We start from the raw sequence: 13,841 nt of genomic DNA, 5'->3' as shown, positions 1-13,841 counted from the left end.
TGCATTTGCAACCCCACTCGGAAGAAAGCCATCGATGACGCTCGAAGCCATCCTCGCGTACCTGCACTTGCTTGCCATCCTCACGATGGTGGTGTTCATTTCCAGCGAAGCGGCGCTATGCCGCGTGCAGTGGCTCAATGCCGCGGTGGTCGAGCGGCTGGCGAAGGTCGACATGGTCTATGGCATTGCCGCCATCGCGGTGCTCGCCACGGGCATCGCGCGCACCTGGTGGGGCGTGAAGGGCACGGCCTGGTATTGGACCAATCCGCTGCTGCACGTGAAGCTGGGGCTCTTCATCATCGTGGGCGTGCTCTCGATCTTCCCGACGCTCACCTACTTCCGCTGGCGCAAGACGCTGCGCGCCACCGGCAAGCTGCCGGCCGAGGCCGACATCAAGAAAACGCGCAAGCTGGTGATGGTGCAGGCGCACCTGATAGCGCTGATTCCGCTGGTAGCGGTGTTCCTGGCACGCGGCTTCGGCAAGTAAGCCTGGCATGGGACACCCCGGCATCCAGCTTCTGTTTGCCGGCACCATCTTCAGCAGCGCGTTCCTGCTGTTCCTGGTCCAGCCGCTGATCGCGAAGCAGATTCTTCCGTGGTTCGGCGGCTCGGCCGCGGTGTGGTCGATCTGCATGGTGTTCTTCCAGGTGGTGCTGCTGGCGGGGTATGCGTATTCCGACTGGGTCACGCGCCATCTGCGCATGCGGGCGCAGGCTGTGCTGCACGTGGCGCTGCTGCTCGCGAGCCTGGCGTTTCTTCCGATCGTGGTGGGCGCGAACTGGAAGCCCACAGGCACCGAAGACCCGGCCTGGCGGATCCTGGGGCTGCTGTTCGGCACCATCGGCCTGCCGTACTTCCTGCTCTCGACCACCGGGCCGCTGGTGCAGTCGTGGGTGGCGCGCACGCCTTGGGGCGCGCAGGTGTACCGATACTTCTCGCTGTCGAACCTGGCGTCGCTGCTGTCGCTGCTGAGCTATCCGGTGCTGATCGAGCCGCGCAGTACGCTGCTGCAGCAGGCGCACGGATGGTCGTGGGGCTATGCCGCGTTCGTGGTGCTGTGTGCCGGCACGACGCTGTACATGGCGCGGCGATTGACGGCCGAGGCAGTGCCGCAGCCGTCGTCTCCGGGCCAGGCCGCCCAAGCCGTCGTGGAGGACAAGCCGCCGCGCATCGCCGACTACCTGCTGTGGCTCGCGCTGCCGGCGCTGGCGTCGTGGCTGCTGCTGGCCGTGACGAACCACATCACCCAGAACGTTGCCGCGGTGCCTTTCCTGTGGGTGCTGCCGCTGTCGCTGTACCTGCTGACTTTCGTCCTGTGCTTCGAGAGCGACCGCTGGTACAGGCGCGGCGTATTCCTGCCGCTGGCGGCCGTCATGCTGCTGCTGTGCGCCTTCGGCCTGCAGCACCACATCGGCGCCGAGGTCCGCATTGCGCTGCCGCTGTATGTGTCGGGGCTGTTCGTGCTGTGCATGTTCCTGCACGGCGAAACCGCGAAGCTGCGGCCGGGGCCGCGCTACCTCACGCGCTTCTATCTGATGATGTCGCTCGGCGGGGCGCTGGGCGGGGTAACGGTCGGGCTTGTCGCGCCGCATGTGCTGGCGGCGTACTACGAACTGGGGCTCGGCCTGATGCTGACTGCGCTGGCTGCTGCGGCCGTGCTGCGCCAGCGGGTGTGGCTGCGGGTCTGCTGCGTGGTGCTGGCCGCCTGCTGCACGCTCTTCCTGCTGCTGCAGGTCGGCAGCGACCGGTCTGGCGCGCGCAGCCTGCAGCGCAATTTCTATGGGGCGCTGCTGGTCTACGACACGACGGGCGATCCGCCATCAGACAACGTGCGCCAGTTGGCGCACGGGTCGATCAAGCACGGCTCGCAGTTCCTGGACCCGGAGCGCCGGCACGAGCCCACCACCTACTACGGCGAAACCTCCGGCATCGGCCGCGCGATCGACTCCGCACCGGCCGCACCGCGTCGCGTGGGCCTGATCGGGCTGGGTGCCGGCACGCTCGCGACCTATGGCCGCAGCGGCGACGTCTACCGCTTCTACGAGATCAATCCGCAGGTGTTCGCGCTGGCGGACAAGGAGTTCAGCTTCCTGCGCGACAGCGAGGCGCGCATCGAACGGGTGCTCGGCGATGCCCGGCTGGCGCTGGAGCGAGAGCCGGCGCAGGGTTTCGATGTGCTCGCGGTCGACGCCTTTTCAGGGGATTCGGTGCCGGTGCACCTTCTCACGGCCGAGGCGATGGACGTCTACCTGCGGCACATGAAGCCCGACGGCGTGATCGCCTTTCACGTGACCAACCGGTTCCTGGCGCTCGCGCCCGTGATCGCCAAGGTGGCCGAGGCCCGGGGACTGCACGCGGTGCTGGTGCACGACGAAGCCGAGCAATCCGATTGGCTGCACCGCACCGACTGGGTGCTGGTCGCGCGCGATCCGCAGGTGCTGGCGCGCGAGTTGATACGGGAGGCCGCGACGCCGATCGCCACGAAGCCGGGGCAGCGGCCCTGGACCGACGACTTCAACAACCTGCTGGGTGTGCTGAAGTAGCGTGGAGCATTGGCGTGGCCAAGAAAAAGGCCCGCACGCGGCGGGCCTCTTTTCACAATTGTCAGTGCGGCGTGGTTTCAGGCCTTGGCGTCTTTCTCGCACTTCTTGATGAAGCTGCTCTTGGCGGCGCCGGCCAGTGCCTTGCCGTTCTTGTCGACGGCCTTGGCAGCGCAGGCGGGAGCCGCTGCAGCCTTGGTGTCTTTCTCGCACTTCTTGATGGAGCTGGCCTTGGCCGCGCCAGCGAGGGCCTTGCCATTCTTGTCCACAGCCTTGGATTCGCAGCTTGCGCCAGCGGCGGCGGCGGGTGCAGCAGCGGCGGCGGGGGCTGGTGCCGGGGTGGCGGCCTTGTCTTGAGCCTGTGCGGCGCCGAAGGAAAGGCAGGCGCCGAGTGCGAGCAGGGAAAGGAGCTTCTTCATGGTGATGTGTCCTTGCAAGGTTGGGTTGTGACAGGAGCCCCGCCTCGGGGCCGACCATCCTAACGGGCCAAGCCAACAATCGGATGACCATCGTCAACTGCACCCGGGTTTGCCCCCGGTAAAATTCCCGGATGCTATTGGTCAAACAGGAGCTGCTCGCGGCGCTCGCGAACACGCTCGAATCCTTCTCGCCCGGCGCTGGCTCCAAAGCCGCGTTCGAGTCGCCCAAGGTGGCTGCGCATGGCGATTTCGCCAGCACGGCCGCCATGCAGCTCGCCAAACCGCTGGGGCGCAAGCCTCGCGAACTGGCCGAGCAACTGAGCGCTGCGCTGCTCGCCACCCCCGCTTTCGGCCAATGGGTCGAGGCGATCGAGATCGCCGGGCCCGGCTTTCTCAACATCCGACTGAAGACGACGGCCAAGCAGCAGATCGTGCGCGAGGTGCTGTCGGCCGGGAATACTTTCGGGCAGCAACCCGCCACCGGCGAAAAGGTGCTGGTCGAGTTCGTCTCGGCCAACCCGACCGGCCCGCTGCACGTCGGCCACGGCCGCCAGGCGGCGCTGGGCGACGCCATCTGCAACCTGCGCGCCTCGCAGGGCGAAAGCGTCTGGCGCGAGTACTACTACAACGACGCCGGCGTGCAGATCCAGACGCTGGCCACCAGCACGCAACTGCGCGCCCGCGGTTTCAAGCCCGGCGACGCCGAATGGCCCAGCGGCGAAAAGGCACCGGCCTACAACGGCGACTACATCGCCGACATTGCCGAAGACTTCAAGGCGAAGAAGACCGTCAAGTCGGAAGACCGCGAAGTCACCGCCAGCGGCGACATCGAGGACATCGACGCGATCCGCGCGTTCGCCGTGGCCTACCTGCGCCGAGAGCAAGACCTGGATCTGCAGGCCTTCCGCGTCCACTTCGACCAGTACTACCTGGAGTCCAGCCTCTACACCAGCGGCCGCGTCGAAGCTGCCGTGCAGAAGCTCGTGGCTGCCGGCAAGACCTACGAACAGGACGGCGCACTGTGGCTGAAGTCGACCGACTACGGCGACGACAAAGACCGCGTGATGAAGAAGCAGGACGGCACGTACACGTACTTCGTGCCCGACGTCGCGTATCACATCGCCAAGTGGGAGCGGGGCTTCCACAAGGTCATCAACATCCAGGGCACCGACCACCACGGCACCATCGCGCGCGTGCGCGCCGGCCTGCAGGCGGCGGGCGAAGGCATTCCCGAGGGCTACCCCGACTACGTGCTGCACACCATGGTGCGCGTCATGAAGGGCGGCGAAGAGGTCAAGATCAGCAAGCGCGCCGGCAGCTACGTCACGCTGCGCGACCTGATCGAGTGGACCAGCACCGACGCCATCCGCTTCTTCCTGCTCAGCCGCAAGCCCGACACCGAATACACCTTCGACGTCGACCTCGCGGTGACGAAAAACAACGACAACCCGGTTTATTACGTGCAGTACGCGCATGCGCGCATCTGCTCGGTGCTGGCCGGCTGGGGCGGCGACGCTGCCACGCTGAAAGACGTCGACCTGTCGCCGCTCGAAAGCCCGGCCGCCCAGGCGCTGATGCTGCTGCTGGCCAAGTACCCGGCCATGCTGACGGCCGCGTCGAAGGACTTCGCCCCGCACGACGTCACGTTCTACCTGCGCGAGCTGGCCGCCAGCTACCACAGCTACTACGACGCCGAGCGCATCCTGGTCGACGACGAAAAGGTCAAGCTGGCCCGCCTGGCGCTGGTCGCCGCGACCGCGCAGGTGCTGCACAATGGCCTCGCGATTCTCGGCGTCAGTGCGCCGAGCAAGATGTGAACCTCCCCTCACCATGAAGAAGACAACCAGACAACGCGGCAACATCGTCATCGGCCTGATCATCGGGCTGGTGCTCGGCCTGGGCGTCGCGCTGGGCATTGCGGTCTACGTGACCAAGGTGCCGATCCCGTTCGTGACCAAGACGCAGCGCGGCGGCGCCGAGCAGGACGAGGCCGAAGCCCGCAAGAACCGCGATTGGGACCCGAACGCGCCGCTGGCCGGCAAGGCAGGCGCCGCCAAGCCGGCGCCCGCACCCACCGGCCCGGTCAACCCCGTCACCGGCGAGCCGGCCACCACGGCCGTGGCCCCTGCCACCGCCCCACCCACGACTGCACCGCCGGTGCCCGTGGTGGTGGCGCCCAAGCCGCCGCGCCCTGCGCCGGTACCGGCCGAAGCCAACGCACTGCCGCCGTCGAACGATCCGCTGGGCGACCTGGCCCGGGCGCGCTCGGGCGGTGGCTCCAGCTCCGGCAGCACGACCACAGCGTCGGCCGCACCCAGCAGCAACAGCAACGCCGGCAGCAGCAGTTCGGGCCCCGATCCGTTCATGTACTTCGTGCAGGCCGGCGCCTTCCGCACCACCGACGACGCCGAGGCGCAGCGCGCCAAGCTGTCGCTGATGGGCGTCGAGGCCAAGGTCACCGAGCGCGAGCAGGCGGGCCGCACCGTCTACCGCGTGCGCGCCGGCCCCTTCAACAAGAAGGACGACGCCGACCGCCTCAAGGAGCGGCTGGACGGCGGCGGCATGGATTCGGCGCTGGTTCGCGTGCAGCGCTGACCCGGCAGCCGACGCAAATAGCCCCTAAGCTTCGCCGCGCGGCGTTTGCCGCCACCATCCACTGCCTCGGGCGCGCTGGACACGGGGGAACTCCCCGCCGCGCGCCGGCTCAGTCTGCCGTAACAACTGGAGAGCTCTTTCAATGAAACGTCGTGACTTTTCGCTGGCCGCCACTTCGCTCGGGCTGCTGTCCCTGGCCGCCAACCCGGCCCACGCCCAGGCGCGCGCGCCCAAGGCCGGCACCGAGTACCTGGTGCTCGACAAGCGCGTGCCGGTCGACGCGCCCGCCGGCAAGATCGAGGTGGTCGAGTTCTTCTCGTACAACTGCCCGCATTGCAACGACTTCGAGCCGGCGCTGGAAGCCTGGATCAAGACCGTGCCCAAGGAAGTCGCCTTCCGCCGCATCCCTGTGCCTTTCGTGGGCAACGACGTCGAAGCCAAGCAGCGCCTGTACTACGCGCTCGAGGCCATGGGCAAGGTCGACGAATATCAGCCGAAGGTGTTCAACGCGATCCACGCGCAGCGCCAGAACGTGAACGGCGACGCCAACATCATTGCCTGGGCCGCCGCGAACGGCCTGGACGGCGCCAAGTTCAAGGAAGTCTTCACCTCGTTCGGCGTGGCCAGCAAGGCCAAGCGCGCCTCGCAAATGACCGACGCCTACAAGGTGGCTGGCGTGCCGGCAATGGCCGTGGCCGGCCGCTGGTATGTGGACGGCGAAACCGCCGGCAACATGACCAAAGTGCTTCAGGTCGTGAACTACTTGATCGGCGAAGCAAAGAAGGGCTGACCCCCCCAAGATCGCGGACCGGCGGAGCCGGTTCCGCGGTGTTCCTGAGAGGAATCCAGGAAGAAAGTCAAGCCCGCATCGGCGGGCTTTTTCATCTGTGCGTGCGGGGCTGACGCAATCAGCCGCATACAATGCTGAGCAAGTTTCGTGCCTCTATGACATTGCACTCTCACCCCACCACTCCCTTCTTCCGTCGCATCGGCCGCCTGGCTGTCGGCGCGCTGTTGCTGGCCGGCCTTGCCTCGGGCGCACTGGCCGAAACCGCCGACCGCACCAAGCCGATGAACATCGAGTCGGACTCGATGCGTTACGACGACCTGAAGCAGACCAGCGTGTTCACCGGTAACGTGCTCGTTACGAAGGGCACGATCATCATCCGTGGCGCACGCATGGATGTACGCCAGGACCCCGAGGGCTACCAGTACGGCGTGGTCACGGCGGCTCCGGGCAAGCGGGCCTACTACAAGCAGAAGCGCAACGCGCCCGACGAGTGGATCGAGGGCGAATCGGAAGTCATCGAGTACGACAGCCGTGCCGACAACGTCAAGTTCATCCGCAACGCCACCATGCGCCGCCTGCTCGGCGCCACGCCGAACGACGAAAGCCAGGGCGCGCTGATCGTCTACGACCAGAGCAACGACACCTACACGGTCAACGGTTCCACCGTGCCGCCGAACACCGCCGTCAACGCGTCCACCCCGGGCGGGCGCGTCAAGACCATCCTGACCCCCAAGGCCGCCACCGCACCGGCGGCCGGTGCCTCGGCCCCGGCCGGTGCGAAGGCGGCGCCGCCGGCGCCCACGCCCGCACCCGGCAAGGGCCTGCGCCCGAGCACCACGCTCAGTGACCAGGGAGAAACCCGCAAGTGATCGAAACCGCTGGAACGCAGGACGCCAACGGCGCACCGGGCAGCCGCCTGATCGCGCGCGGCCTGAAGAAGAGCTATGGCAGCCGCACGGTCGTGAAAGACGTCTCGCTCGACGTGCAGAAGGGCGAAGTCGTCGGGCTGCTCGGGCCGAACGGCGCGGGCAAGACCACCTCGTTCTACATGATCGTGGGGCTGGTGCGCGCCGACGCGGGCGACATCAGCATCGACGGCGAGCCCATCGCCCACATGCCCATTCACCGCCGCGCCCGCATGGGCCTGAGCTACCTGCCGCAGGAAGCCTCGATCTTCCGCAAGCTCACGGTCGAGGAAAACGTGCGCGCCGTGCTCGAGCTCCAGAGCGAGCCCGACGAGAACGGCAAGATGGCGCCGCTGTCGAAGCAGCACATGGACGAGCGCCTGGCCGAACTGCTGGCCGACCTGCGCGTCGACCACCTGCGCGATTCGCCCGCGCTCGCGCTGTCGGGCGGCGAGCGCCGCCGCGTCGAAATTGCGCGTGCGCTGGCCACGCAGCCGCGCTTCATCCTGCTGGACGAGCCCTTCGCCGGCATCGACCCGATCGCCGTGATCGAAATCCAGCGGATCATCAGTTTCCTGAAGGAGCGCGGCATCGGCGTGCTCATCACCGACCACAACGTGCGTGAAACGCTGGGCATCTGCGATCACGCTTTCATCATCAGCGACGGGCATGTGCTGGCACAAGGCACACCCTCGGAGATCGTCGACAACGCCGAGGTACGCAGGGTGTACTTGGGCGAACACTTCCGCATGTAAGGGCGGGGGCGGTTCCCATGAAGCAAGGGCTATCCCTTCGCGTTTCGCAGCATCTGGCGTTGACGCCACAGCTGCAGCAGTCGATCAGGCTGCTTCAACTCTCCACGCTCGAACTGAGCCAGGAGGTGGAGCAGATGCTCGACGAGAACCCGTTCCTCGAGCGCACGGCTGAAGAAGCGGCGCGCGAGGAATTCGGGCTCGACACGGCCGATGCCCCGGTGCCGCGCGACGACGGCGGCGATAGCGGCGACGGCGAGAGCGACTTCGCTTCCCCCGCCGCCAGCGCGTCCACTGCTTCCACCGAAACAAGCACCACCACCACGGCCGACACCGACGGCCCCGCCGCCGAAATCACCGAGCGCGAGCCCGACTGGGAAGGCGACGGCACCGTCGACATGGCGCCCGACGACAGCGAATGGGGCAGCGACGCGCCCGCGCGCCAGAACAACCTGGGTGATGACGAACGCGCCGACGCCACCGAACTCGCGCGCAGCCAGGAATCGCTGCAGTCCTTCCTGCACCGCCAGGCGCTGAGCCTGCGGCTGAACGAAAACGACAGCGCCGCGCTGCGCTTTCTCATCGAATCGCTCAACGACGACGGCTACCTCGAAGACTCGCTGCCCGCACTGGCCTCGGGCCTGGCCGGCGACGACAACGACCAGTTCGACGACCTCGTGCATCACTTTCAGGTGGCGCTCGGCCTGCTGCAGAGCCTGGAGCCGGCTGGCGTCGGCGCGCGCGACCTCGGCGAATGCCTGGGCATCCAGCTGCGCGCCTTGGCCCGCGAGGACGAGACCGACGAAGAAGAGCTGGTCCGCAAGATCGCCATTGCCATCTGCAAGCAGCCAATGGAGCTGCTCGCGCGCCGCGACTTCAAGCGCCTGGCCACGCTCACCCGCAGCAACGAGGAACTGGTGCGCTCGGCGCTGCAGATCATTGCGCGGCTCGAGCCCAAGCCGGGCCGGCGCTTCGTCGACGTCGAGCGCAACATCGTCATTCCCGACGTCATAGTCACCAAGACGGGCCGCGGCACCAACGTGAAGTTCCGCGTCATGCTGAACCCCGAGGTGATGCCGCGCCTGCGCGTACACGACATCTACGCCGGCGCGCTCAAGTCGCACAAGGGCGAAGGCAGCCAGGCGCTGTCGCAGCGGCTGCAGGAAGCGCGCTGGTTCATCAAGAACATCCAGCAGCGCTTCGACACCATCCTGCGCGTGAGCAACGCGATCGTCGAGCGGCAGAAGAGCTACTTCGTGCACGGCGAGCTTGCGATGCGTCCGCTGGTGCTGCGCGAGATCGCCGACGAGCTGGGCCTGCACGAATCGACCATCTCGCGCGTGACCACCGCCAAGTACATGGCCACGCCCTTCGGCACGGTCGAGCTCAAGTACTTCTTCGGCTCGGCGCTGGGCACCGAGACCGGCGGCAATGCGTCGAGCACCGCGGTGCGCGCGCTGATCAAGCAGTTCGTCAGCTCGGAGAGCATCAAGAAGCCGCTGTCGGACAGCCAGATCTCCGAGATGCTGAAAGAGCAGGGCATCGAGTGCGCGCGCCGCACCGTGGCCAAGTACCGCGAGGCGCTGCGCATCGCGCCCGCCAACCTTCGCAAGGCCCTGTAGAAAGACGCCGATGACCCGTCGCCTGCTGTCGCTGTCGCGTTGTGGGCATTGGGTTTTCGTCATGGCGGCGGTCTTGCTGTTCGCAGGCTGCGCCACATTGCCCGACGAGGCACCGCGCCCGCCCACCAAGGCCATGACCGTGTCGGCCGACACCGCTCTCGGAAAGATCGCGCTGGCCTCGCAGCCCGACCCCGACCTGAGCGGCTTTCGCCTCATGCCCGGCGGCGACTTTGCCTTCGACACCCGCATCCAGCTGGCCCGCCGCGCGCAGCGCACGCTCGACGTGCAGTACTACCAGATCGAGAACGACGAGACCGGCCGCTACCTGATGCGCACCCTGCGCGATGCCGCACTGCGCGGCGTGCGCGTGCGGCTGCTGATGGACGACCTCTACACCTCCGGCGAGGACGAGCTGCTGCTCGGCCTCGCTGCCACGCCCAACGTGGAGCTGCGGCTGTTCAACCCGTTCCCGGCCGGGCGCGGCAGCCTGCTGAAGCGCTTCAGCGCCTCGCTCTTCGACTTCAGCCGCGTCAACCGCCGCATGCACAACAAGCTGTTCATTGCCGACGGCGCGATGGCGGTGGCGGGCGGGCGAAACATCGGCAACCAGTACTTCAGGCGCACCGCGGGCGAGAACTTTCTAGACCTCGACACCTTCGTCACCGGCGCGCTGATCCCGCGGCTGGGCAGCCTGTTCGACCAGTACTGGAACAGCATCTACGTGCGGCCGGTCCAGTCGGTGGTGGCCAGCGACCTGTCGCGCGAGGAACTGCAGAAGCGCTTCGACGTCGCCACCGGCCCCGACACCACGCCACCACCGCCGCCGCCCGCGCCCAACGACCTGCTCGGCTACAGCCCGATGGCGGAAGACCTGAACACCGGCAAGCTCGGCCTGATCTGGGCCACCGCCGAGGCCTACGCCGATTCGCCCGAGCGCGTGATCGGCAAGACCGCCTCCTACGGCGGCGTGCCGCTGCTGGACGTCGACAGCGTGCGCTACAACGTGGTCGAGCAGATGCGCCGCGCGCGCTCCGAGGTGACCATCGTCTCGCCCTACCTCATTCCGGGCGCCTCGGGGCTGGAGGTGATGCGCGAGATCCGGGGCCGCAACGTGAAGATCAGCGTAGTCACCAATTCGCTGGCCGCCACCGACGAGCCGCTGGTGCACACCGCCTACCGCCGCTATCGGCCCGACATGCTCAAGCTCGGCGCCGACCTCTACGAGCTGAGTTCCACCCGCACCCGGCGCAGCGTGCGACTCGGCCTGTTCGGCACCTCGGTAGGCAGGCTGCACGCCAAGTCGGCGGTGATCGACCGGCGCATTCTTTTCGTCGGTTCGATGAATTTCGACCCGCGCTCGGAGACGTACAACACCGAGATAGGCCTCTTCATTCGCAGCGCCGAGATGGCGCAGCAGGCGCTGAAGCTCATCGACGTGCTCAAGCAGCAGGGTGCGTACCGGCTGCGCTTTGCCGAGGGCAGCAACGAGTCGCGTATCGAATGGGTCAGCGACGACGCCGGCAAGCTCACCGTGCTGACCGAGGAGCCCGACTCCGGCTTCTGGGATCGGACCATGCTCGAGATCCTGGCGCCGCTGACGCCAGAGAGCTTGTTGTAGCGTCGGCTCAGTTGCCGCGCACGGCCGACCAGATCAGCCGCAGGCCCAGCAAGCCCATCACGCCGCCGGCTGCGCGGTCGATCCAGACCTTGTAGCGCAGGTAGGCCGAACGCGGCGCCGCCGAGGACAGTGCGAGAGCGACGATGGCGTACCACCCCGTCTCGATGCAGAAGATGACTGCCGGCACCGCCAGTGCCAGCACCAGCGGCACCTCGCGCGGCAGGAAGGCCGCGAAGATGCTGGCGTAGACCACGGCAGTCTTCGGGTTGCTGACCTGCGTGGCCAGGCCCAGCAGGAAGGTGTGGCCGCTGCGGCCCTGCTGGCGCGGCGAGGCGCCCGTTTCCTGCGTCACCGCCAGCGGCTGGCGCGCGCCGCTCCATATCCGGATGCCCAGGTAGACGAGGTAGGCGCCGCCCAGGCCCTTGATGGCCACGTACAGCGTCGGCACGGCCAGGAACGCCGCCTGCAGCCCGGCCAGCGCGGCGATCGCGAAGACCAGCCCGCCAGCGCCCATGCCCAACGCGGCAGCCAGTCCGTCGGCGCGAGAGCTCACGGCGGTGCGGGCCACCATCACGAAACTTGGGCCGGGGCTCATCGCGCCCACAGTCATGGCGCCGGCGATGCCGAGCAGGGAAAGGGTGGTGTCCATCATGGCCTTGCCTTCTCCGGTGTCACTGCACGTTGACTGCTTCGACCTGCACCAGCAGCTTCACCTTGTTCTCGAAGCCGAAGTTCAGGCCCCAGGTGATGCCCCAGTCGCTGCGCTCCACCGTCGTCTCGAAGTCGCCGCCGCACACCTGGCGGTTGATCAGCGGGCTCAGGTAGCAGTTGAAGCGCACGGCCTTCAGCGTCACCGGCTTGGTCTGGCCCATCAGCGTGAGCGTGCCGGGCACGTCGACCACCTTGTCGCCGCTGAAGTCGATGCGGTCGGCCACGAAGCGGCCGGTCGGAAACTCGGCCACGTTGAAGAAGTCCTTGCTCTGCACGTGGCGGTTGAGCAGGTCGACGCCGGTGTTGATGGAGCTGATGTCCATCGTGATGTCGACCTTGCCGCTGGCGCCGGTGCCGTCGATCTGCACCGAGCCGTCCTTGGTGCTGAAGCGGCCCCGATTGGTGGTGGTGCCGTAGTGGCCCATTTCGTACATCACGAAGGTGTGCGTCGGGTCGACGACGTAGTTGGCGTTTTTCACCGGTCCGCCCGTGGGCTTTGCGGCCACGGCTGGCGCGAACCCCGATGGCTGTTGTTCCTGTGCGCTGGCACCGGTGAACGCGGCGGACGCCGACAGGGCCATGGCGAGAAGAAGCTTTTTCATGGCGGTGGTGGTGTGGATCATGAAAGAGAAAAACGGATGGAAGAAGGCGGATCGGCCAGGCGGTTCACAGCGGCCCGAGGCCCGCGAGCGTGAACTTGAAGCGCACCTGCACCTCGTTGCCGACCATCGAGGTGTCGGTCCATTCGCCGTCGCCCACCTTGTAGTCGAGCCGCTGGATCGTAAAGCTTCCGGTGGCCACCGCGTAGTTGCCGCCGGCCGCTGCGATGCTGACGGGCACCGTCACGTACTTGGCCGTGCCCTTGATGGTGAGCTTGCCCGCCATCTCGAACTTGCCGTCGCCCAGCGCCTTGATGGCGCTCGACTGGAAGCTCGCCTGCGGGAAATGCGCGGCGTCGAACCACGACTGCTTGGGCAGCTCGGCATCGCTCATCGGAACGCCGAAGCCGGCGCTGGCCGTGTCGATCTGCAGCGCGACGCTGCCACCCTCGGGCTTCTTCGGATCGAAGGCGACGTGTGCGTCGAATTTCTTGAACGTGCCTTCCACCGGCACGCCCATCTGCTTGGTGACGAAGACGATCTGGCTCTTGTCGGCGACGAGCTTCGCGGCCGCAGGCTCGGCGCCGGCCGGCAACGCGATGGCGAAGGCCAGCGCCGCGAGCGGCGGCAAGAGGCGGAAAAACAGGCGCTTCATCATCGAGCAGATTCCTTGCGTGGCCCCGGCCACATGCGTTTCAGAAGACCGTCGCGGTCGATCCAGTGGTGCTTGAGCACGGCAGCCACGTGCAGCAGCGTGACGCCCGCCAGCACGAAGGCACAGTTGCGGTGCAGCGGCTGCAGCACCGCCTCGGCGAAGTCGTGGTCGACCGGCACGAAGTCGGGCAGCGGCAGCACACCGAACCACGCGACCGGCATGCCCATGGCCGAGCTGTAGGCCCAGCCGGACAGCGGCACCGCGAAGAACAGCAGGTACATCAGCGTGTGGCTGATGCGGTAGCTGGCCAGCTGCAGCCGCGTCATGCCGGGCGGGAGCGCCGGCGGGCGGTGCCCCAGCCGCCACAGCAGCCGCAGCGCCGACAGCGCGAGGATCGTGACGCCCGCCCACTTGTGCCAGCTGTACACCTTCAGCCGCAGCGGCGAGAACGGCAGGCCCGTCATGTAGAGCCCGACGCCGAACGAGCCGACGATCAGGGCCGCGAGCAGCCAGTGCAGCGCGATCGCGAGCGGGTCGTAGCGCGGGCTGCGTGGATCAGCGGCGAGGAGAGGGGGGGATGTGTCGATGGACATCGAAGGCAGGGCTGGCGGCCTGTGCGCGGAGCATATATCGGA

General features: G+C 67.3%; 14 protein-coding genes. 9 read left to right on the top strand and 5 right to left on the bottom strand.

The features are described from left to right. Window positions 1–34: 34 nt before the first annotated feature. Together NWF24_RS29180 and NWF24_RS29175 are read left to right on the top strand one after the other, a co-directional pair. Window positions 35–487 (top strand): DUF2214 family protein, encoded by a 453-nt coding sequence (locus NWF24_RS29180; RefSeq protein ID WP_093054094.1) that lies wholly within the window; start codon window positions 35–37, stop codon window positions 485–487. 7 nt (window positions 488–494) lie between these two features. After that, window positions 495–2,543, top strand: a complete 2,049-nt coding sequence (locus NWF24_RS29175) for a spermidine synthase (RefSeq protein WP_258351569.1) — start codon at window positions 495–497, stop codon at window positions 2,541–2,543. A gap of 77 nt (window positions 2,544–2,620) precedes the next feature. Here NWF24_RS29175 and NWF24_RS29170 read toward each other — a convergent pair whose 3' ends face one another. Continuing rightward, a complete protein-coding gene (locus tag NWF24_RS29170; protein WP_258351568.1) occupies window positions 2,621–2,959 on the bottom strand; it encodes a hypothetical protein in 339 nt (112 codons plus the stop codon). A gap of 131 nt (window positions 2,960–3,090) precedes the next feature. On the opposite strand from NWF24_RS29170, the gene argS reads away from it, so the two are divergent. The 7 genes from argS to NWF24_RS29135 all read left to right on the top strand — a co-directional run bounded on the left by argS (window position 3,091) and on the right by NWF24_RS29135 (window position 11,241). Continuing rightward, window positions 3,091–4,776: an arginine--tRNA ligase gene (gene argS, locus NWF24_RS29165; RefSeq protein WP_258351567.1), complete on the top strand. Its 1,686-nt coding sequence runs from the start codon at window positions 3,091–3,093 to the stop codon at window positions 4,774–4,776. Between the two features lie 13 nt (window positions 4,777–4,789). Further along, window positions 4,790–5,554 (top strand): SPOR domain-containing protein, encoded by a 765-nt coding sequence (locus NWF24_RS29160; protein ID WP_258351566.1) that lies wholly within the window; start codon window positions 4,790–4,792, stop codon window positions 5,552–5,554. Between the two features lie 142 nt (window positions 5,555–5,696). After that, a complete protein-coding gene (locus NWF24_RS29155; protein WP_093054102.1) occupies window positions 5,697–6,344 on the top strand; it encodes a thiol:disulfide interchange protein DsbA/DsbL in 648 nt (215 codons plus the stop codon). A gap of 155 nt (window positions 6,345–6,499) precedes the next feature. Then, complete coding sequence (gene lptA / locus NWF24_RS29150; protein WP_258351565.1) at window positions 6,500–7,213, top strand: lipopolysaccharide transport periplasmic protein LptA; 714 nt, start codon at window positions 6,500–6,502, stop codon at window positions 7,211–7,213. Then, on the top strand, window positions 7,210–8,004 hold the full coding sequence (lptB, locus tag NWF24_RS29145) for an LPS export ABC transporter ATP-binding protein (RefSeq protein ID WP_093054106.1): 795 nt from the start codon (window positions 7,210–7,212) through the stop codon (window positions 8,002–8,004). Before lptA ends, lptB begins: the two co-directional genes overlap by 4 nt. A gap of 17 nt (window positions 8,005–8,021) precedes the next feature. Then, complete coding sequence (gene rpoN / locus NWF24_RS29140; protein ID WP_093054107.1) at window positions 8,022–9,623, top strand: RNA polymerase factor sigma-54; 1,602 nt, start codon at window positions 8,022–8,024, stop codon at window positions 9,621–9,623. Window positions 9,624–9,633: 10 nt separating this feature from the next. Beyond that, entirely contained in the window at window positions 9,634–11,241 is a 1,608-nt protein-coding gene (locus NWF24_RS29135; protein ID WP_258351564.1) for a phospholipase D family protein, read from the top strand. Window positions 11,242–11,248: 7 nt separating this feature from the next. Here NWF24_RS29135 and NWF24_RS29130 read toward each other — a convergent pair whose 3' ends face one another. The 4 genes from NWF24_RS29130 to NWF24_RS29115 form a co-directional block, all read right to left on the bottom strand. After that, window positions 11,249–11,893, bottom strand: coding sequence for a LysE family translocator (locus tag NWF24_RS29130; RefSeq protein WP_258351563.1), 645 nt, complete (start codon window positions 11,891–11,893; stop codon window positions 11,249–11,251). Between the two features lie 19 nt (window positions 11,894–11,912). Next, window positions 11,913–12,554, bottom strand: a complete 642-nt coding sequence (locus NWF24_RS29125; RefSeq protein WP_258351562.1) for a YceI family protein — start codon at window positions 12,552–12,554, stop codon at window positions 11,913–11,915. Between the two features lie 64 nt (window positions 12,555–12,618). Further along, window positions 12,619–13,206 (bottom strand): YceI family protein, encoded by a 588-nt coding sequence (locus NWF24_RS29120; RefSeq protein ID WP_258355377.1) that lies wholly within the window; start codon window positions 13,204–13,206, stop codon window positions 12,619–12,621. Continuing rightward, entirely contained in the window at window positions 13,206–13,799 is a 594-nt protein-coding gene (locus tag NWF24_RS29115) for a cytochrome b (RefSeq protein ID WP_258351561.1), read from the bottom strand. Before NWF24_RS29115 ends, NWF24_RS29120 begins: the two co-directional genes overlap by 1 nt. Between the last annotated feature and the right edge of the window lie 42 nt (window positions 13,800–13,841).

It is taken from the genome of Variovorax paradoxus (assembly GCF_024734665.1).
Lineage (GTDB): Bacteria > Pseudomonadota > Gammaproteobacteria > Burkholderiales > Burkholderiaceae_C > Variovorax.
This window is presented reverse-complemented; position numbering and strand designations above follow the sequence as displayed.

Coding starts and splice junctions, on each gene's coding strand:
- NWF24_RS29180 (WP_093054094.1), top strand. CDS start 35: ATGACGCTCGAAGCCATCCTCGCGTACCTGCACTTGCTTGCCATCCTC.
- NWF24_RS29175 (WP_258351569.1), top strand. CDS start 495: ATGGGACACCCCGGCATCCAGCTTCTGTTTGCCGGCACCATCTTCAGC.
- NWF24_RS29170 (WP_258351568.1), bottom strand. CDS start 2,959: ATGAAGAAGCTCCTTTCCCTGCTCGCACTCGGCGCCTGCCTTTCCTTC.
- argS (WP_258351567.1), top strand. CDS start 3,091: ATGCTATTGGTCAAACAGGAGCTGCTCGCGGCGCTCGCGAACACGCTC.
- NWF24_RS29160 (WP_258351566.1), top strand. CDS start 4,790: ATGAAGAAGACAACCAGACAACGCGGCAACATCGTCATCGGCCTGATC.
- NWF24_RS29155 (WP_093054102.1), top strand. CDS start 5,697: ATGAAACGTCGTGACTTTTCGCTGGCCGCCACTTCGCTCGGGCTGCTG.
- lptA (WP_258351565.1), top strand. CDS start 6,500: ATGACATTGCACTCTCACCCCACCACTCCCTTCTTCCGTCGCATCGGC.
- rpoN (WP_093054107.1), top strand. CDS start 8,022: ATGAAGCAAGGGCTATCCCTTCGCGTTTCGCAGCATCTGGCGTTGACG.
- NWF24_RS29135 (WP_258351564.1), top strand. CDS start 9,634: ATGACCCGTCGCCTGCTGTCGCTGTCGCGTTGTGGGCATTGGGTTTTC.
- NWF24_RS29130 (WP_258351563.1), bottom strand. CDS start 11,893: ATGATGGACACCACCCTTTCCCTGCTCGGCATCGCCGGCGCCATGACT.
- NWF24_RS29125 (WP_258351562.1), bottom strand. CDS start 12,554: ATGAAAAAGCTTCTTCTCGCCATGGCCCTGTCGGCGTCCGCCGCGTTC.
- NWF24_RS29120 (WP_258355377.1), bottom strand. CDS start 13,206: ATGAAGCGCCTGTTTTTCCGCCTCTTGCCGCCGCTCGCGGCGCTGGCC.
- NWF24_RS29115 (WP_258351561.1), bottom strand. CDS start 13,799: ATGTCCATCGACACATCCCCCCCTCTCCTCGCCGCTGATCCACGCAGC.